Below are 19378 nucleotides of genomic sequence, written 5' to 3'. Positions count from 1 at the left end.
ATTATGAAGAACATACCCCGCATCTGTCAATGCTCAATCCGAAAAATCCTGCAGCCTCGCCTGTTTTTCCCTTTTTGACCGGCCTTAAATGCGATATAATAAAAAGAAATGGCTGAATACTGTACAACTATATCACCGAAAGAAGGATTATGATGGATAAAAAATACTTTTTCTTTGACATTGACCGCACACTGGGTCTGGACATTTCCAGCATCATTCCTGCTGATACGCTGTATTGTCTGCGCCTGCTTCAGCATAAGGGCCATTTCGTCTCCATAGCTTCCGGCCGTCTGCAGTGCGATGCACAGCACTTTGCAGATCACTACGGTATTCCCGCAGTCGTCTCAGACGGCGGCAACAGCCTGTCCATCGACGGTCAGGTGCTGGAAATGGAAGGACTGCCGCTGAATAACTGCAAAGCCCTGCTCCATGAACTCGATGAACGCCATCTTCCCTGGGCCGTCGTGTGCGACAATACGCTGAATCGCTATACGCCGTACGAAACCTTTCCCCATGCCGATCCCAACAACTACATGCGCACCGTCGTCCATCCTGTCGCCATCGACGACCTGACCGACATATACAAAATCACCTATGCCCGGCCGCAGGAAGGAGATCCGGAACCGGACCATCACGGGTTACCCCATTTGACCTATCTGGATCACACCTATCTCGTCGAGCCGACCGATAAGAGCCGCGGCATTTTCCGCATGCTCGAACGCATTGGCGGCAGGCCGGAAGACGCTGTCGTCTTTGGCGACGGCCTCAACGACTTGTCCATGTTCCGCAAGCCCTTCTTTTCCGTCGCCATGGGCAATGCCAAGCCGGAACTGAAAGCCCGGGCTGACTATGTCACAGATGACAACGATAAAGGCGGCATTCTCCATGCGTGCCTGAAATTCGGCTGGATATAAACAATACGGCCATATACAAATATCCCCTTAGACGATCTTGCCAGATCTGTCCAAGGGGATATTTGCTGTTTATATGACTTAAAACTGCAGGGCCCGGCGAAGTTGCTGAACGTGAATCAGCAGCTGTTCTGCCCTGGCGAAATCGCCGTTTGCATATTCCAGTACCAGCGTTGCCTGCGGAGAATACTGGCGGACAGCGGCCATCAGGTCCTGCCAGTGTATGGTTCCGGAAAAAATGGGCAAATGCTGATCGCCCTGACCGTCGTTGTCGTGCAGGTGAAATGCATGGATGCGGCTGTTCAGCATCTGAACGACGCGGGGAATATTCCAGCCATTAACATGGGCATGGCCTACGTCAATAAGGGAGGCTGCATGAGGAAACTGGGCAAACAGATCGATATACTGCTGTTCGTTGAACAAATTATATTCCTTAAGGCCTACATTTTCGATGACCATTGCCGGGCCGGCCGTTTTTTCAGCAATACCTTCAATTTCATGGAGCCGCTGTATGACCATGGGCCGCAGCGCCTCTGCATTGCCGGACCAGTGTTCATTCGTATGGACGACGATAAAAGAAGCGCCGACTTTTTTGCCGTATGCAAAGGCTTCTTCGTAACGGCGGAGATATTCCCGGTCCTCTGCGTCGGCCAGATTAACGGTAACGCACGGGCCGTGGAGAGACAGGGAACGGTCCTGACATTGCAGACACTGTATAATTCCGTCCCAGTATGCATTGCCGCCAAATTCATAAAATAATTCAATGCCATATTCTTTCGGAATATGCATCAGTTCGCTTTTATTGAAAGCGGGAAATACTAAATCACTGATTTCAATGGCTGCCATGCTGCGCTGCCCCCTTTTCACGGACATATAAGTTTTCGCCTGTTTCATCGCTGAAAAAGCGTACATCTTCCCAGGAAAAAGCCAGTCCTACTGTTTCGCCGACATGAATGTGGTACGGTTCGCCGCTGGCCTGGACAAACACTTTCGTCTGATCAGGAAGATGCAGGAGAATTGTCTGCAAATTACCCGTGTTTTCCGTATACTGACATTCGCCTTTCAGCATGGCTTCTCCATCAGGAACAATGCGGACATTTTCCGGCCGGACGCCAACGATGACGGAACCGCTTCCAAGGAAGGTATCCAGCCCTTTCGGCAGCTGAACGGTCTTGGAACCCAGAACCATGCGATCAAAATTCACATTGCCCGTCATCAGATTCATAGCCGGCGAGCCGATAAAAGAAGCGACAAAGGTATTGGCCGGATTTTCATAAATTTCCTGCGGCGCCGCAATCTGCTGGAGCATGCCGTTGTGCAGTACAGCAATGCGCTGCCCTACGGTCATAGCTTCTACCTGATCGTGCGTAACATAAATCATGGTCGAGCGGTTTACTTCGTGAATCTTTACCAGTTCCTGCCGGGCCCGCTGACGAAGCTGAGCATCCAAATTGGACAGCGGTTCGTCCAGCAGAAAATACGGCGAATGTTTGACAATAGCCCGGCACAGGGCAACACGCTGCTTCTGTCCGCCTGACAGGGAACGGACCGGCCGTTCTTCATATCCTTCGAGATGAAGCATTTCCAGGGCATTTTTCGCCCGTTTATTTATTTCATCTTCCGGAAGTTTCTGAATCTTCAGGCCAAAGACGATATTATCCCATACGTTCATATGGGGAAACAGGGCATAACTCTGAAAGACCATGGCAATGTTGCGTGCACCGGGAGCCATATCATTGACGCACGTGCCGCCCATCATGAGCTTGCCTTTCGTAATATCTTCAAAGCCGGCAATCATGCGCAAGGTCGTACTTTTTCCGCACCCTGAAGGGCCGAGAAAGACGACCCGTTCGCCTTCTTTGATTTCAAAATTAAGAGACTTAATAACTTCTTTCGTACCATAAGCTTTACTTACATGGTCAAAGACAATATTGTGCATTATCCTTTCACTCCTGCCTGCATAAACGTATTGAGGATGAACTTCTGACAAAACATGTACAAAATGAGGGGCGGCAAACTGGTCAAAACAGCGACGGCCATGGCAATGCCCCATTCACTGCCGCCTTCGGCGCTGATAAACATCTGAATCGCCAACGACAGGGTATACTGTGATTTATCTTTTAAAATGAGCAGGGGCCAGAAATATTCATTCCACGAGTTAATAAAAAACATGATGCCAATGGAAATAACCGACGGCCGGACGAGGGGAAATACGATGCGCCGCAAAATACACATGGGACTGGCGCCTTCCAGGATAGCCGATTCCAGCAGGGCCTTCGGTATGCCCCGCATGGCCTGGCGCATGAGAAAAATACCCATGCCGTCGGCCAGCTCGGTCAGCATGACGCCGTACGGCGTATTGAGCAGTCCCAAATGGGACATGAACAGGTAATTGGGCATAATCAGCACCGTAATGGGAATGAAGAAGGTCATGAGCATGCAGTTAAACAGCATTTCACGGCCTTTAAACCGGTAATACACAAAGGCAAAGCCGGCAAGAAGGCTGGTAAGCAATTTAAACAGGGTCACAAAAAAGGCGATGAAAAAGGTGTTCCACACGAACTGCATAATAGGAAAACGGCTGAGAACGGTCTTATAATTGTCCAGCGTCGCCGGAAACGGGAGGGGATTGAGAGGCGACTGAAAGACCTGATTCAGTTCCTTAAACGATGCCGACAGCATGAATACGACAGGCCACAAAGAGATGATGACGGCAATAACCAGTAATACCTGGCACGATATTTCTTTTTTCATGTTAATTTTCATAGTACACCTTCTTATCTGCTACGCGGCTGCGCCACCACAGGAACAGGGCAAAAAGAATCATCGTAACAACGGCGTAAGCTGCCGACTTGCCGGTCTGATAGAAAACAAAGGCATACTGATAAATGACGTATACCAGGTTGGCACTGCCCTGGTCCGGGCCGCCCTGTGTCAGCATGTTGACGGGAACCATAACATACTGCAGGCCAAACACGACAGTAATGACGAAAACATAAATGGCTGACGACGACGTCTGCGGCAAAATAATCTTCTTAAAAATGACCCAGTCTGATGCATTTTCCAGCCGCGCCGCTTCGATCATTTCCCGCGGTACTGATACCATGGCTGCCAACATGAGGATGAGGTTATAGCCAAATACTTTCCAGCCAATAATCGTAGAAATGGCAAAGATAACGACAATAGGTTCTTTAAACCACCGCGGCGAAGCCACGCCGAATAGGGACAGGATTTCATTAATCGGCCCTGCCAGGGGATTATATATCCACAGGAACAGAATGCTGGCTACGGCCAGGCTCAACAGAGACGGCAGAAACAGGAGCGACCGATATACGGTCTTTCCGTGCCGGAGCATATGGGCCATAATATACGAATATACATAAGGAAGAACGAAGTTAAATACTAACAGGAACAGGACAAACAGGACCGTATTGCCTGCTACCTGATAAAATTCACGGCTCTGCAGTACAGCGAGATAGTTGTTCAGGCCGACGAACTTAATCCGTGAACCTACCATATTCCAGGAAAAGAAACTCAGTACCATATTGACCAGCAAAGGCCAGTAATAAAATAAGAGGAAAATGCCCGCTGCCGGCACAAACAGCAGAGCCCCCTTGCGGGAAAGCGGATTCATGCGATGCCTACCTTTCTAAAAAAGAACGGACAGGAAGGAGCGCCATTGCTTTTCCTGTCCGTCTTGCTGCGTATAAAAGATGTGATTATCCTTCCAGAAGTCCGTCGATCTTCACAGCTGCTTCATGCAGAGCATCGGCGGCGGATTTACTGCCGTTCAGTACGACATCACGCATGTCGATGAGTACCTGTTCGGCCTGGAGACCATTCTGGCCGGGGAAGCTGACCCACGGTGTTACATTGGGAAGCATTTCCATGGCTTTCCGGACGTTTTCATTTTCATCCATCAGTTTCTTGTACGGTCCTTCTTTGTCCATGCCTTTGCGGGGCGGCAGGTAGCCTGTACCTGTATCCCACTTCGTCAGGCTGTCAGCCGATTCCAGATATTTGACAAATTCAGCGGCTGCTTTCTGTTTATCCGGATCTTTGGAGAGAATCATGAGGAAGTTGCCGCCAGCCGGAACCTTGACCGGTTTATTGCCAAAAGCAGGGAACGACGTCGTCATGACTTTAAACTGAGAGCTCTTTTCGAAGTTGGCCCGTTTGCCGATAGTCGTGCATACCATGGCCAGCTTGCCTGATGTAAAGGCCTGGAACCCTTCTTCATTCGTAGCATGAAGGCCAATGCCGTCTTTTACCATATCGGCAATGAACTGGTAGCCTTCGGCTGCTTCCGGCGTATCAAAGCCGGCTTTCCATTTGCCGTTTTCCTGTTTCAGCATGGTGCCGCCATTGGATTCTACGAGAGCCTGATTGGTCCACGTATCGGCATATTCCTGCATGAAGAATGCCGGGGCGCCGGTCTTATCTTTAATCTGCTGCGCATACTGACGAACTTCCTGCCAGGTCTTAGGCGGCTTGTTCGGATCTAATCCGGCTGCTTTAAACAGATCTGGATTATAGTACAATACGGGAACGGACAGAGAATACGGCAGGCCTACCTGTGTTCCATCTGCTTTCTGTGCCAATTTGGCAATATTCGGTTCAAACGTATTCTTTACGAAATCAGGATCGCCGGCATCGGCAAAAATCTTATTAATGTCTTCATGTTCAAAGTTTTCATCTGCATAGTTCAGGAAATCCCAGCCCATCTGCACGACATCCGGCGTCTGCCCCGATGCAACGGCAGCCTGCAGGTTCTGCGTCAGCCCTTTATACATGTCAGGGTTAAATTTTTCCTTGACTTTAATATTGGGATGATTTTTATTGAAGTCCTCTACCAGTTCGCGGACAGTCTGCCCACCAAAACTGTCTGAAGCAACATGCCAGTATTCAATTTCCACAACCTTGTCCTTGTCTGCAGAACCAGTCGTGCCGGAACTGCCGCATCCTGCCATAGTAACAGCAGTCATGACGCCGACAGTTGCACAGAGTATTGCCTTTTTCCAATTCATCACTACATTTCCTCCTACAACTGAAACATATACGTTAAATACTTGTATAACTTATTTTCAATAATAGCGAAGCTTTGTAAAAGAACAACTATCTTTCTGTGTAGTTTCTGTAAAATCATCCTTGCAGATAATTAATGCAATTCAGGCATAAATACATAAAAAATACAGTCAATCTTCAACAGACTGACTGCATTCTCTCTGTGCGCAGCTGCGCACGGTTACATATATTGTGTCATATCAACAGCTCGAACAGCCGTATCCTGTTCATGTTCTGCCGCACCTGTCCGGTCTGACGAGTCTCGATCAGCATCACTGGTAACGGAAGACTCACCAGCTTCTTCACTGATGACTGCCTTTGCTTCATTGATCTGATGATTTTTAGCCAAATAGGCATCCCGGTCTTTCGGAGAGACCACTTTGATCGTAATCTGACCATCGCCCTGAACGATATACGGTGTAGCCAGCGAAGCTTTTGCGTCTTCGTCGGCACCATCATCGTTCAGGCCATGTTTATCTGGCCGGACCATATTTTTATCATCTGCTTCCGGTTCTTTGCCGCGGATTTTTTCTTTCGGCACTTTTTCTTCGCCGCCATTAATCATGCTGACATTTTGCTGCAGAATTTCAATGACCAAATCGTTATTGGCATCTTCTTTTTCAATGGTCTTCTTCAAGTCTGCATAATCTTTGTAGTGACGAAGCCGTTCCAGAATTTCATCGGTCAAATTATACCGCTGCTTTTCAATCAAATACGGAAGGGGAATGACGCCGCCGCCGCGGATTTCCAGTACCATGTCGCCAAGGGGCTGATCTTTGGGCACTGTAAAGCTCATGGTCTTTACTTCATCGACTCCCCGATAAGGATGAAGGGTTACTTTGAAATAGACCATATCGCCAGGACTGACGACGACCGGAGCCGCTGTGGCATCGACAATGCGGGCTGACTTTTTAGCCTGCGTAATATCGACAGACATGGTAATATCCAGAATAGGATAATCAATAAACTCATTATGCTTCAATATATCCAGCACATTGTACAATTCATCAATGCTCTTTTCGTTAATATTGTCTTCTGAATAGTACATATTATGCCGCGTAACATCTTTGTCCCGCCCATTTGACGAACGGATCGTATAGGTCAGGGACGCCGTGCCGCCGCCGCTGCGGTCGATCGTCTTATTGACCGTATTGTATACAGACGTTGCCGCCAATACAGGCGTCAGCTCATTATCTTCAATAATTTTAACCCGCTTCAGCGAGCTGGTTCCCGTATCCAGATCGTGGGCTTTAATAATGACAGGGATTCCGGGCACTAAATCATTATACCGCCCGGCAATACCGGCACCGCGATCCTGATTGATCCGTCCCACTTCAGCTCCAATAGATCCCAGCTTAAAGGAGCTGGACATATTGTTGACAATGGTAAAGATATAGGCATTATGCATAAAATAATTGATGCTGCCTTTTTTCAGGAAAGGATGACCAAAGGCAACGATATTGTCGTTGTCTACATACGTAACAGTCCCAATGGCCCCCATTTTCATATCATTGCCGTCGACAAGAGCTGCTGCAACAGAGCCGCCTGCTTCCAGGGGACGGGCCGTTTCATCAGCCGCTGCCGTAGCCGTATCGACAGGCATAAACTGATATCCTGCCAGTTTGTTCTTCATCCAGTCCATGGACACAGGCTCAAAGCCGCTGACCATAATCGGCGTCGCAATGGGAATAAGCGAAGACTCGCGGGCATTAAAAGGGCGGATTTCTTCCTTCACAGGCACATTCCACAACTTGAGCATGTCGCCAATGGGCGTAATCATGCCGACACGGGAATTCGTAAAGGACCAGCCATAGGCAATGGCGCCGACGAGCTTGTCATCAATATATACAGGACTGCCGCTCATCCCCTGGGCAATGCCTCCGGTCTGTTCGATAAGGGGACCGGAAAATTTTGCCAGTATTAAATCGCCGGCAGGGCCGCTGTTTTTCATAACCCCCAGAATTTCAACGGGAAAGGTCTCAATTGTATTGCCCTGAACGACGGTTTTCGCATACCCTGTCATTCCTTCGCGAAGGTCACTGACATTCATAAATTCCTGCGCCAGCGCAGGAATGGTTACAGTGCAGCAGCACAGGGCCGCCAGACAGACGGAAAGGGCTTTTCGCCGCAAAGCAGATAGTATACTCATAATAATTCCTTTTACGCTTCTTCTACAACAACAACGACTGTCCCCTGTTTTACATCAGATCCAGGGTGTACCAGAACAGTCTTAACAACGCCCCTTGTCCTGGCCCGTACAGCCGGCATGGGGCCGGCCAGAGAACGTACCGTAACGAGTACATCGCCGTCCTGTACAGCCGTTCCGGCCGGCACGACAGAGACGACACGGCCGCTTAATACAGAAGGATAGGAAACATCAGCTGCCCAGACAGGCAGGCTGAAAACAGTCAGCAGCGCCGCCAGCACTGCCAGCATGCGTCCCAGTTTCATGGCAATTCCTCCTTTATGCATCATCAAAGCTATCTTTCAGCCGATCCATTTCCCGCAGCGCCTTGCCGGCACCGTTTGCCACACAGAGCAGCGGTTCATCACAGAGGTAGGCAGCCATTCCCGTTGTCTGCGAAATAAGCCGGTCAAATCCATCGAGGAGCAGTCCGCCGCCAGTCAGGACGATGCCGTGATCGGCAATATCAGCAGCCAATTCGGGAGGTGTCTTTTCCAGAATGGATACGATAGCCCGCAAAATTCGCTGAATAGACTCATCCAGGGCCTGGCGGATTTCCTGGGAATCAATATCCATCATGACGGGAAGACCTGTTTCCGTACTCCGCCCCCGCACATCAGCAGTCAGGCTGCGGCCGTCTTTGCAGGCTGTGCCGATGAGGATTTTCAATTCTTCCGCCGTATGCTGCCCAATAGTAATATGTTTGATCTTTTCCAGATACTGAATAATATCTTCATCAAAGGTATTGCCGCCAATACGGAGCGATTCGCTGATAACGATGCCGCTCAGGCTGAGAATGGCAACATCCGTCGTTCCGCCGCCAATATCGACAACCATGGACCCATTGGAGCTGGCTACATCCAGGCCGGCGCCAATAGCTGCAGCCAGCGGTTCTTCCATGACGACAGTCTTGCGGGCACCGGCCTGCATGGCTGCTTCCATGACGGCCCGCCGTTCTACATTGGTAATACTGGAAGGCACGCAGATAATGACGCGCGGTTTAAAAAGCAGGGCCTTGCCAATCGCTTTGTGTATAAAATAGCGCAGCATATACTCCGTCGCATCATAATCGGCAATAACGCCGTTCTGCAGAGGATGGTACGCCTGAATATGGCGCGGCGTCCTGCCCAGCATGGCATGGGCTTCGCTGCCAATGGCCACGACTTTATGGGTATCCTTGTCCACGGCAATAACGGCCGGTTCATTGATGACAACGCCCCGTTTGCGGACATAGACGATAATATTAGCCGTCCCCAGATCAATGGCAATGTCGCTTCCCAGCCAGTTTGCCAGAAAAAAGGAATGCGATTTCTTTGGCGTATGGGCTTTTTTTCTATTTTTCTTCTTCTTCAAAATTGACCCGAACAATGTCAGCACCTAACCTTTGCAGTTTCAACACGAAATGGTCGTACCCGCGATCAATGTGATGCAAATGGCCTACTCTTGTTTCACCTTCTGCAACAAGACCGGCCATGACCAGAGCAGCGCCGGCCCGCAGATCCGTTGCGTTGACATCAGCACCTTTCAGCTTGGCTACGCCTTCGACAATGGCACTGCGTCCTTCAATGCGGATCTTCGCTCCCATGCGTTTAAATTCATCGACATGCATAAATCGGTTTTCAAAAACCGTTTCCGTAATCACACTCGTACCGTTGCAGATCGTAGCCAGTGCCATAAACTGAGCCTGCATGTCCGTAGGAAAGCCGGGATACGGCAAGGTCTTGATATCAGCCGGCCGCAGCGTACCATGCCCAATGACCCGGATGCCATCCAGATCTTCATGAACTTCTGCGCCGGCTTCTTTCAGCTTGGACACAAGGGGCTTTAAATGCTCGGACAGGGCATTTTCTACATATACATTGCCGCCGGTCATGGCAGCGCCAATCATAAAGGTTCCTGCTTCAATGCGGTCAGGAATCACCGAATGGGCTGCCCCATGGAGTTCCTTCACCCCTTCAATGCGGATGACGTTCGTGCCGGCGCCGCGGATATTTGCGCCCATACTGTTGAGATACGTCGCCAGATCGACGATTTCCGGTTCTTCTGCTGCATTTTCCAGAATTGTCTTGCCGTCAGCCAGGGCTGCTGCCATGAGGATATTTTCCGTTGCGCCGACGCTGGGAAAATCCAGATAAATCTGAGCGCCTTTTAATCCATCAGGAACAGAAGCTTCAATGTTGCCATTTTCCAGGCTAATAACTGCTCCCATGGCTTCAAAGGCCTTGAGATGCAGATCGATAGGCCGGGCTCCAATGGAACAGCCGCCGGGAAGAGAAATCTGGGCATGCCGTTTTCTGGCCAGCAGCGGTCCCATTACCAGGAAGGATGCCCGCATACGGCGGACCAGATCGTACGGAGCCGACGTCGAACTCAATTCCCGGGCATCGATTTCAAGGACGCCTTTCTTGGGATTTTCTATATGTACGCCCAGCGAGGCAATAACATCACATACCGTATGAACATCGTCCAATTTCGGAATTTCCGTCAATGTACTTTTTGTCGTACCCAGCATAGATGCGACGATAATAGGCAGCACGGCATTTTTAGCCCCGCTGACGCGAACAGTCCCCATTAAGGGCTTTCCACCATGAATAACTAACTTCTCCAATTCTGGCGCCTCCTAAACCTTGTCAGTAGTCGAGTATATTGCAACAGAATCTATACGCGAACGCATTCATCTGATATGTAGTATATTTTTCTATCAAGTCATTGTACCATAAATGGGTCAAAACTAAAAGGGCATACAGTAAATAAAAAGAAAGGCCTTCCATTTCGGAAAGGCCTCTTCCCTATCCATGCACAGCCACACAGTTTCTATGCATGAATACTCCATTTAGCACTCTTGTCAAAACGATGAAATGTGTCGATAAACCGGACAGTGCCGCTTCGGTACCGCATGACGACGGACATAGTGCGCGCACCGCCGCCGAAGTACTGAACGCCCCGCAGCAGAGGCGTATTGGTAATGGCTGTAGCCGAAAAGATGCAGTCATCGCCCTTGACCAGATCATCCAGGGTCAGCACCTTATTGATATCATCGATCCCCATGTCCCGGCACCGCCGCCGTTCTTCGTCGGTATAGGGAATAAGACGGGCCTGCATGTCGCCGCCCAGGCATTTCAGCGCCGCTGCGGCCAGAACGCCTTCCGGTGCCCCGCCGATTCCCATGAGAACATGGACGCCTGATCCTTCGATGCCAATATCGACAGCCGGTGAAACATCGCCGTCTGTAATCAGTTTAATCCGCGCTCCTGCATCCCGGCAGTCATTGATAATTTCCTGATGCCGCTCCCGATCGAGAATGACCACAGTCAGGTCATCAATGCTTCGTTCCAGCCCTTCCGCAATATGACGCAGGTTTTCCTGAACAGACAGATTCAGGTCGATGCGACCTTTGGCCCGCGGACCTACGCAGAGCTTTTCCATGTACATATCCGGCGCATGGAGCAAATTGCCTCTGCCGGCAATGGCAATGACGGCAATGGAACCATCCTGCCCTTTAGCCGTCAGGTTCGTTCCTTCCAGTGGGTCTACAGCAATATCGACGGGCGTTCCGCCGGCGCCGACAGTTTCGCCAATATACAGCATCGGTGCCTGATCCATTTCTCCCTCGCCGATGACGACAACGCCGTCAATAGGCACACCGGACAAAATAGCATGCATGCCGTCTACGGCCAGCTGATCGGCGCCGTTTTTATTGCCCTTCCCCATGAGCCGCCCGGCTTTGACGGCTGCCGCTTCTGTAACGCGGGCAAATTCCAGTGTCAATACGCGATCCATAGCTTCGCCTCCTGTAATGAAATACCTAGGAAACACTATCTTATATATACATATTTCTCCGGTCAGGCCGTAATATCCTGCTGCCATGGAGACAGAAACGCAAAAACCCTGCAGTACAGACACAGTCTGTACTGCAGGGCATAAGAAGGCATGTTATCGGGCATTGGCAGCACCGCGGAAAATAGTACCGCGGCTGGCATCTACCGTGACGACTTCACCATTTTCCAGGGTGTCCGCCGCATGGGCAGCGCCGACGACAGTAGGAATGCCGAGGGTAATGGCAATAATAGCCGATTCGCTGGTAAGTCCGGCTTCTTCCGTTACAATGGCACTGGACTGTTTCATATAGTCCACCCATTCGGGCTGAGCCGAACGAACGACAAGGATGCAGCCAGGGGTGAAGTGCTTTTCCAGAGCGGCCTGAGAATCGGCAACGCATACGGGACCAATAGCCGAATTGCGGCCAATGCCGGTGCCCCGCAGAAGGACGTCACCAACGACCTGAACACGTATCATGTTCGTAGAACCAGCCTTGGCCACAGGGACACCGGCTGTAAGGACGACCAGATCGCCGGCATTGATGAGATCGTTGTCGAGAGCTGCAAAAATTGCATTATCCACTACTTCATCAGAATCGCTGGCTTCTTTGCCGATAATGGCCTGAACGCCCCAGTTGAGCTGCAGGCGGCGAATAATATTTTCGTGCGGCGATACGGCAATGACCGGACAGGCCGGGCGAAACTTGGAAATCATCTGCGCCGTCCCGCCTCGTTCCGTAGAGGCAATAATGGCAGCAGCATGCAGATCTTTGGCAATTTTAACGACAGCCTTGCCAATCGATTCAGTCGTCGTTTCTGATTCCGCTTCTGTATCCTGATGATTACCTGGCGTGACCTTGCTTTCCGTAAAGGTCGCAACGCGGGCCATCGTAGCCACTGCTTCTACAGGATACAGGCCGCCAGCCGTTTCACCGCTGAGCATAATCGCATCGGTTCCGTCGAGAATTGCATTGGCAACGTCGCTCGTTTCCGCACGGGTAGGACGGGGATTGGTGCACATCGATTCCAGCATCTGCGTTGCCGTAATAACCGGCTTGCCCGCAGCCTGGCATTTATGAATCAGCATTTTCTGCAGCATCGGCACTTCTTCGGCCGGAACTTCTACGCCCAAATCACCGCGGGCTACCATAATGCCATCACTCATTTTAATGATTTCATCAATCCGATCGACAGCTGCCTGACATTCAATTTTAGAAATAATCTTCATGTGGTTATTGTGCTTTTCCAAAATCTTCCGGATAGTCACGACATCTTTGCCGCGCTGAATGAAGGAAGCGGCAATCCAGTCCATATTCATGCGGATGCCAAATTCAATGTCCGCCGCATCGGTTGCTGAAACAGCCGGTAAATTGATGGCTATTCCCGGAACAGCTACGCGCTTGCGGTCGCTCATTTTCCCGCTGTTCAGAATTTTAGTATAAATATCTTCCCCTTCTACCTTGAGGACTTCCAGGTTTACCAGTCCATCAGAAAGGAGGATATGATCTCCTGCCGTTACATCCTGCGGCAGTTCTTTATAGTTCATCGAGGCAATCGTCGCATCCCCTTCTACCTGTCGGGCCGTCAAAATAAATTCATGACCCGCTTCCAGCTGAACCGAGCCTTCTTTAAAGGTACCCAGGCGAATTTCCGGGCCTTTTGTATCCAAAAGCAACGCCACAGGCACACCTAATTTTTTAGAAGCAGCCCGTACCATTTCAATCCGTTTTTTATGTTCCTCATGAGAGCCATGAGAGAAGTTAAAACGGGCCACATTCATGCCAGCTTGAATCATCTTTTCAATCGTTTCCTGCGTGTTTGAACTCGGTCCCAGAGTGCAAACGATTTTTGTCTTTTTCAGCATGATACCTCTCCTTTTACATAACGGGGGAATATATTCTGTGTGTCGCGCCATTTCATTTACTGCAATTATGTTCCCTGCTGGTACGTTTTATGTCCCGGCAGGGTAAATAGGTACAGTGCTCGGAATATATTCCGAGCACTGTCCTGTTGTGATTGTACCGTATTCAATTAAATAATGCAAGGTCTGCCGCTGCAGCAGGATTCAAAAAGAGCAGATCTTACCAAAGCTTTACGCGGCCTTTTTCTTCTGTATACATGCCGTCTCCCGGCTGAATGTCATAGGCAGCATAAAATCCGTCTGTCGACGAAAGAGCTGCATTGACCCGGGCCGGACTGACGGGATGGGGATCGTTCTGCACGATCTGCAGCAGCAGCTGAGGCGTCATTTTTTCGGCAAAAATGACGGCAAAATTACGATACAGCCTGCGCAGCGCCTCTGTATCGGCACCGGCAATTTCCGTAACGACAGACAGGCCGCCGCAGTCGGCAATAGCTTCATTCGTGACGAGCCGTCCGTTTTCATACAATCCCGGTCCTACAGCATACTGGTCGTAATAGGTGCCAAAAGCAGCGGCCTTTTTCTGAAAGGCCTCATAATCAGACCGTTTCCACCAGTTCTTCATCATGCCGTTTTTATCGTACTGACTGCCGTTAGGATCAAAAGCATGAGATATTTCATGGCCAATAACGACGCCAATACCGCCTAAATTCGTACCTGCCGGTGCACCTTGCTGATAAAAGGGGGAATTCAGAATACCTGCCGGAATGGTAATGCTGTTGTTTTCCGGTATATACGCCGCATTGACGTCCTGCGGCTGGAAAGCATACCATTTATCCGGATTAAAGTGTGTCCCCAAGAGGGCATGGACCTGCTGCTGCACAGCAACAGAACTCTGTATGACATTGCTCAGCAAATCGCCGCCGTCTTTTTCGGCCGTAACTACGGGCATCGTTTCAATGAGCGGCCTGTCGTCCGCTGCCGGTCCGCCGACAAAGACCCGCAGGGAATCTATCTTTTCCACCGCCTTTTTTCTGGTCTCTCTGCTGAGCCACGTATTGGCAAGGAGCCGCTTTTTATATACGCCGCGGATTTCATCAATCATGGCCCGCACATCCTGTACGGTTTCAGGAGAAAGGTGTTTTCCTGCATAAATCTGTCCGAACTCGTATGGCAGCAGCGACTGCGTAAGGCGGCTTGCCGTTTCTTCATCGCTGCGGCTCTGGCGAATGCCAAAGCGCTGCTGTATATACTGGCGCTGCAAATCCCGCAGTACTGCATCTGCATAGGGAGCATAGGAATTCATAATGCGAAAGGTGGCATAACTTTTAAGAAGTTCTATGTGTTCCGGCGTATACGATTCATCCATGCGGCGCAGATAGGCTTCGTTGGATAAAAAGACTTCTTCTTCTCTGTCCAGGCCCCAGGCGGAAAAAAGCAGGGGCCCATTCATATTGGCCATGACCCGTTCTGCCTGTTCCCGCCGGCTCATGCGATTGTATACTGTAACATCATTGCGTTCTTCGCTGGTCAGCATAGCCGGAGCCCATTGCTGCTCCATGGCAAAAATGGCAGCAGCCTGCTGCTGTGCCTTTTCTTCCGGCTGGCCTGCTTCTTTTAAAACGTCGGCAATATACTGCTTATATCGCTGCCACGCCCCTGGCTGCGGCTCATTCTCCAGTTCTGCCCTGCTGAGCATCGTCTCTACCGGAACAATACGGGCTGCGTAGACCGAGCTGTCTGGCCGTCGATCTGCTGTATAGGTCACAAAGACATCGGCTCCATACTCGTCGTGAATGCGGCACAGGGCCTGCGTAAGTTCTGCCGTCGTCGCTGCCTGTTCTACCGGCTTCAGCACGGCCTGAATATGGTGACGCGCCGTTGCATTGCGCCGGTCCATATCACTGGCACAGCGATACAGGTCGGCAATTTTCTGCTCTGCCGTTCCCGGTGCGTACGTCCCCTCTTTGGCGACAATTTCCTTCATGTCCGCCTCCAAGGTTTTAATATTTTTCTGAGACTGTTCAGAAAACCAAGACCATGACGGTTCTGTAGGCTTGATCTGTTTTTCTGCCAGCGTCTGCCCATTGACAGCCTGATAAAAATCATCCTTTTCCGTCACTTCCGCGCCCTGGACGCTGCAGAATGCAAAAACGACAGCAGCTGTCAGCAGTGCCAGACGCACCGTCTTTTTCATCGTACTTGCCTCCATCTTCATTCCTCCCAGTTATCGGTGCAGTGCCGGATCTTCTACACCATTAGCAGCAAAGGCCCGGGCCCGGTCTATACAGGTGCCGCAGGTACCGCACGGCACATCTCCCCCTTCATAACAGCTCCAGGTCAGTTCATAAGGTGCGCGAAGGCGGAGTCCTTCCTTTACGACGCCGGCCTTGTTCCACTGCAGCAGCGGCGCTTCCAGATGGCATATCCTCCCGGACCCTTCGTAAATCGCCTGATTCATGGCCTGTTCAAATGCAGGCGTACAGTCCGGATAGGCTCTTCCTGCCGCATCATCGGCATGAGCGCCGTAATAAATCACTTCGGCGCCTACGCTGATCGCCACGGCCGCAGCATAAGACAAAAATAAGCCATTACGGAACGGAACATACGTCTCCAGCGTCCCTTCTCCGCCAATTTCACGCAGCTGCTGCGCATAGGACTCGTGTTTTATCTGCCTGGTACTGCCGGATAAGAGGGAGCAGTTGCTCAGGGAAAACGCTTTGGACACATCAATCTGTTCATGAGAAACGCCGTAATACGCAGCTACCTGTCGGGCTGCCTCCAGCTCTCTGGCATGCTTTTGTCCGTAATATGCCGTCAGAGCCATGACGTTTGAAGAGCCGTATTTTTCTACAGCCATGGCCAGACAGGTCGTCGAATCAATACCACCACTTAATAATACTACGCATTTCATATGCTCTGCTTCCTTTCTGTATCTCCTTATTTAACCGGTAGTCGTCCTTTCATACGCTTCGGTGCGACAATACATACAATACCGCCTAAAATCAGCGCCATTCCTACTGCCGAATTCCAGTGCAGCTGTTCCCCCAGCACCAGTACGCCGCAGATAACGCCGACAACGGGCACTCCCAAAATGGCCACACCGGCTTTTGCCGCTTCCATATGGGTCAGCACATGGTTCCAGAGGAAAAAGGCGACAGCCGAAGCGAGAAAGCCGTTATACCCCAGACAGGCCACAGCCATAGGCGTCCACACGACCGTTCCCGGTTCAAACCACAGAGAATATACAAACAGCACACCTGCGCCGACGACGATTTGCCACGTCGTATACTGAATCATCGTGCAGTCGCGGCCATGGTACAGCTGATTCTGTTTTTTTACGATAATGCCGGCAACGGCCCAGGCAACGGCGGCAATGACGGTAATGACCAGACCGGAAACACTGCCGACAGTATCGACATTCATCAGCACAGCCAGTCCGAGCATGCAAACGGCAATACCAGCCAGTTTTCGCTTCGTCAGTTCTTCATGAAGAATAAAGTAAGCCAATATGGCCATCCATACGGGCATGCTGTAATTGATGACCGCCACCATGCCGGCTCCCAGCGAGACGGTTCCCATCTGGATTCCGCCATTGTTCACGGCAATCTGCAGTATGCCTGTAGCCACAATCCACGGCCAGTACCGGCGCGGCGGCACAGGAAGGCGGAGAAATACATTGACCGCCAGCAGGACAACAGAGGCCAGCAAAAACCGATAACAGGAAAACGTAATAGGCGGAAAGAATGCATTGGCTTGTTTCATAACAACCCAGTTAAATCCCCAAATGGCATAGAGCAGCAGGAGGGCTTTGATCACAGACTGCATCTCCCTTCGTGTTTTCTATTTATTATACGACGAACTTCTTTTCCCTGTCGATATACCCTACAAAAAAACATGCAGTCTCTTGGGAAAGAAACTGCATGTTAAGGATACAGCCAGCAGCTACATAAGAACGGCCTGGCAGTTAATGGGCATTCGTATGAACCTCTTTGCGTACCGGCTCTGCATCAGTACCACAAGCCGGGCTATCTTCTGCCATCCCTATGACACCGCGGCGGGCCTGGGAAATGATGCTGTGGTTATAGCCATAGCCAAAATAAATAGCCAGGCCCAATGCCAGCCATACGATAAAACGAATTTGCGTAACCAAAGGCAGCATATAAATCAATACGGCACAAAAGATAATGGCCAGTACGGGAATAACGGGAACCAGGGGGCACTTAAATGCTCTGGGCTGATCCGGATTTTTCCGGCGCAGTACAATAACGGCTGCCGATACGATAATGAAAGCGCACAGTGTGCCAATATTCGTCATTTCAGCGACAATATTGATGGGCAGAAAGCCGGCCGTAATAGCTGTAACTGCACAAACGAGAAGAGAACTGCGGGCCGGCGTCTTGTATCGGGGATGAATATGGCCGAAAAATTTTGGCAGCAGCCCATCGCGGGACATGACGAACAATACCCGGCTCTGGCCAAAGCTCATGACCAGCAGCACCGACGTAAGACCGCAAATAGCGCCGACAGAAATAGCAGCCGCTCCCCAGTGATATCCTACAGACTGCAGAGCAAAGGCAACAGGCGCTGCCGTCGTCTTAAATTCCAAATAAGGAACCATGCCCGTAAGAACGCCGGATACGGCAATATATAATACGGTACAGATAATAAGCGACAAAATAATACCGCGCGGAAGGTCGCGCTGCGGGTTCTTAACTTCTTCCGCTGCCGTAGATACGGCATCAAAGCCAATATAGGCAAAGAAAATAATGGACGCACCGGCAAAGACGCCAGACCAGCCAAAAGGCATAAAGGGAACCCAGTTAGCCGTATCGACATGACTGAATCCCAGGGCTAAAAACAGGGCAACTACAGCCAGTTTGACAGCAACAATAATATTGTTGACTGCAGCGCTCTGCTGTACACCGCGAATATTAATGAAAGCAATCAGGCAGAGAATAGCAATAGCCGGCAAATTGACCAGGCCGCCGTCATAAGGAGCCATGGTCAGTGCCTTGGGCAGGGTAATGCCCAGATTCATAAGGATATTGGTAAAATATCCGGACCAGCCAATAGCTACGGCAGAAACGGCAAAGGCATATTCCAATACCAGATCCCAGCCGATGATCCACGCCCAGAACTCACCAAGCGCAACATACCCGTACGTATAGGCACTGCCTGCTACGGGAACCATAGCCGCAAATTCAGCATAGCACAGAGCCGCACATCCGCAGGCAAGAGCAGCGATGATGAAAGAAATCATAAGAGCCGGACCTGAATAATTCGCCGCTGCTACACCTGTCAATACAAAAATGCCGGTGCCGACAATGGCGCCGATCCCCAGCATGGTCAAACCAAACGTACCCAGTACCTTGTTCATGCCGCCGCCCTGCGTAGTCTCAGAGACGAACTCGCGGATACTTTTGGTTCTAAAAATGTGTTTCGTCATAGAACCTCTCTCCTCAATTGGATATTCATTGATTTGCCTAAATTTCTTAGGTTTTTACCAACTGTTCTTTATTATACTCTCCATTTTTAA

Annotated in this window: 16 protein-coding genes; 1 reads left to right on the top strand and 15 read right to left on the bottom strand. The window is 50.4% G+C overall.

Annotated elements, in window-relative coordinates:
* The first annotated feature begins 149 nt into the window (after positions 1–149).
* Positions 150–914 carry an HAD hydrolase family protein gene (locus tag Q3886_RS02330; RefSeq protein WP_301859551.1) on the top strand — a complete coding sequence of 255 codons (765 nt, stop codon included), beginning with the start codon at positions 150–152 and terminating at the stop codon, positions 912–914.
* 78 nt (positions 915–992) lie between these two features.
* Here Q3886_RS02330 and Q3886_RS02325 read toward each other — a convergent pair whose 3' ends face one another.
* The 15 genes from Q3886_RS02325 to Q3886_RS02255 form a co-directional block, all read right to left on the bottom strand.
* On the bottom strand, positions 993–1757 hold the full coding sequence (locus tag Q3886_RS02325) for a sugar phosphate isomerase/epimerase (protein ID WP_301859550.1): 765 nt from the start codon (positions 1755–1757) through the stop codon (positions 993–995).
* Entirely contained in the window at positions 1744–2850 is a 1107-nt protein-coding gene (locus Q3886_RS02320; RefSeq protein ID WP_301859549.1) for an ABC transporter ATP-binding protein, read from the bottom strand. Before Q3886_RS02320 ends, Q3886_RS02325 begins: the two co-directional genes overlap by 14 nt.
* The gene (locus Q3886_RS02315) at positions 2850–3677 is read right to left on the bottom strand and encodes a carbohydrate ABC transporter permease (RefSeq protein WP_301859548.1); all 828 of its coding nucleotides are present in this window, start codon (positions 3675–3677) and stop codon (positions 2850–2852) included. The genes Q3886_RS02320 and Q3886_RS02315 overlap by 1 nt, the downstream gene beginning before the upstream one ends.
* Positions 3667–4545, bottom strand: coding sequence for a carbohydrate ABC transporter permease (locus Q3886_RS02310; RefSeq protein WP_301859547.1), 879 nt, complete (start codon positions 4543–4545; stop codon positions 3667–3669). Before Q3886_RS02310 ends, Q3886_RS02315 begins: the two co-directional genes overlap by 11 nt.
* 85 nt (positions 4546–4630) lie before the next feature.
* Positions 4631–5938: an ABC transporter substrate-binding protein gene (locus Q3886_RS02305; RefSeq protein WP_301859552.1), complete on the bottom strand. Its 1308-nt coding sequence runs from the start codon at positions 5936–5938 to the stop codon at positions 4631–4633.
* A gap of 218 nt (positions 5939–6156) precedes the next feature.
* Positions 6157–8124: a SpoIVB peptidase S55 domain-containing protein gene (locus Q3886_RS02300; protein WP_301859546.1), complete on the bottom strand. Its 1968-nt coding sequence runs from the start codon at positions 8122–8124 to the stop codon at positions 6157–6159.
* Positions 8125–8135: 11 nt separating this feature from the next.
* On the bottom strand, positions 8136–8426 hold the full coding sequence (locus tag Q3886_RS02295) for a hypothetical protein (RefSeq protein ID WP_301859545.1): 291 nt from the start codon (positions 8424–8426) through the stop codon (positions 8136–8138).
* A 13-nt stretch (positions 8427–8439) separates the two neighbouring features.
* Entirely contained in the window at positions 8440–9513 is a 1074-nt protein-coding gene (locus Q3886_RS02290; protein ID WP_301859544.1) for a rod shape-determining protein, read from the bottom strand.
* A complete protein-coding gene (gene murA, locus Q3886_RS02285) occupies positions 9494–10768 on the bottom strand; it encodes a UDP-N-acetylglucosamine 1-carboxyvinyltransferase (protein WP_301859543.1) in 1275 nt (424 codons plus the stop codon). The genes Q3886_RS02290 and murA overlap by 20 nt, the downstream gene beginning before the upstream one ends.
* Positions 10769–10974: 206 nt before the next feature.
* The gene (gene glpX, locus Q3886_RS02280; RefSeq protein ID WP_301859542.1) at positions 10975–11940 is read right to left on the bottom strand and encodes a class II fructose-bisphosphatase; all 966 of its coding nucleotides are present in this window, start codon (positions 11938–11940) and stop codon (positions 10975–10977) included.
* Between the two features lie 153 nt (positions 11941–12093).
* Positions 12094–13842, bottom strand: a complete 1749-nt coding sequence (pyk, locus tag Q3886_RS02275) for a pyruvate kinase (protein ID WP_301859541.1) — start codon at positions 13840–13842, stop codon at positions 12094–12096.
* Positions 13843–14059: 217 nt separating this feature from the next.
* Positions 14060–16051: a M13 family metallopeptidase gene (locus Q3886_RS02270; protein WP_301859540.1), complete on the bottom strand. Its 1992-nt coding sequence runs from the start codon at positions 16049–16051 to the stop codon at positions 14060–14062.
* Between the two features lie 15 nt (positions 16052–16066).
* Entirely contained in the window at positions 16067–16753 is a 687-nt protein-coding gene (queC, locus tag Q3886_RS02265; protein ID WP_301859539.1) for a 7-cyano-7-deazaguanine synthase QueC, read from the bottom strand.
* 26 nt (positions 16754–16779) lie between these two features.
* A complete protein-coding gene (locus tag Q3886_RS02260) occupies positions 16780–17658 on the bottom strand; it encodes a DMT family transporter (protein WP_301859538.1) in 879 nt (292 codons plus the stop codon).
* A 148-nt stretch (positions 17659–17806) separates the two neighbouring features.
* Positions 17807–19288 (bottom strand): amino acid permease, encoded by a 1482-nt coding sequence (locus tag Q3886_RS02255; protein WP_301859537.1) that lies wholly within the window; start codon positions 19286–19288, stop codon positions 17807–17809.
* Positions 19289–19378: the final 90 nt, after the last annotated feature.

The sequence above is a fragment of the uncultured Megasphaera sp. genome (assembly GCF_958350005.1).
GTDB lineage: Bacteria > Bacillota > Negativicutes > Veillonellales > Megasphaeraceae > Megasphaera.
Note: the sequence above shows the minus strand (reverse complement) of the source record. Positions and strands in the feature narration are given on the sequence as shown.

Bases quoted from the DNA above. Each gene is read 5' to 3' on its own strand.
- Q3886_RS02300 (WP_301859546.1), bottom strand. From the start codon at position 8,124: ATGAGTATACTATCTGCTTTGCGGCGAAAAGCCCTTTCCGTCTGTCTG.
- Q3886_RS02315 (WP_301859548.1), bottom strand. From the start codon at position 3,677: ATGAAAATTAACATGAAAAAAGAAATATCGTGCCAGGTATTACTGGTT.
- Q3886_RS02295 (WP_301859545.1), bottom strand. From the start codon at position 8,426: ATGAAACTGGGACGCATGCTGGCAGTGCTGGCGGCGCTGCTGACTGTT.
- pyk (WP_301859541.1), bottom strand. From the start codon at position 13,842: ATGCTGAAAAAGACAAAAATCGTTTGCACTCTGGGACCGAGTTCAAAC.
- Q3886_RS02270 (WP_301859540.1), bottom strand. From the start codon at position 16,051: ATGGAGGCAAGTACGATGAAAAAGACGGTGCGTCTGGCACTGCTGACA.
- Q3886_RS02255 (WP_301859537.1), bottom strand. From the start codon at position 19,288: ATGACGAAACACATTTTTAGAACCAAAAGTATCCGCGAGTTCGTCTCT.
- glpX (WP_301859542.1), bottom strand. From the start codon at position 11,940: ATGGATCGCGTATTGACACTGGAATTTGCCCGCGTTACAGAAGCGGCA.
- Q3886_RS02310 (WP_301859547.1), bottom strand. From the start codon at position 4,545: ATGAATCCGCTTTCCCGCAAGGGGGCTCTGCTGTTTGTGCCGGCAGCG.
- Q3886_RS02320 (WP_301859549.1), bottom strand. From the start codon at position 2,850: ATGCACAATATTGTCTTTGACCATGTAAGTAAAGCTTATGGTACGAAA.
- queC (WP_301859539.1), bottom strand. From the start codon at position 16,753: ATGAAATGCGTAGTATTATTAAGTGGTGGTATTGATTCGACGACCTGT.
- Q3886_RS02325 (WP_301859550.1), bottom strand. From the start codon at position 1,757: ATGGCAGCCATTGAAATCAGTGATTTAGTATTTCCCGCTTTCAATAAA.
- Q3886_RS02305 (WP_301859552.1), bottom strand. From the start codon at position 5,938: ATGAATTGGAAAAAGGCAATACTCTGTGCAACTGTCGGCGTCATGACT.
- Q3886_RS02330 (WP_301859551.1), top strand. From the start codon at position 150: ATGATGGATAAAAAATACTTTTTCTTTGACATTGACCGCACACTGGGT.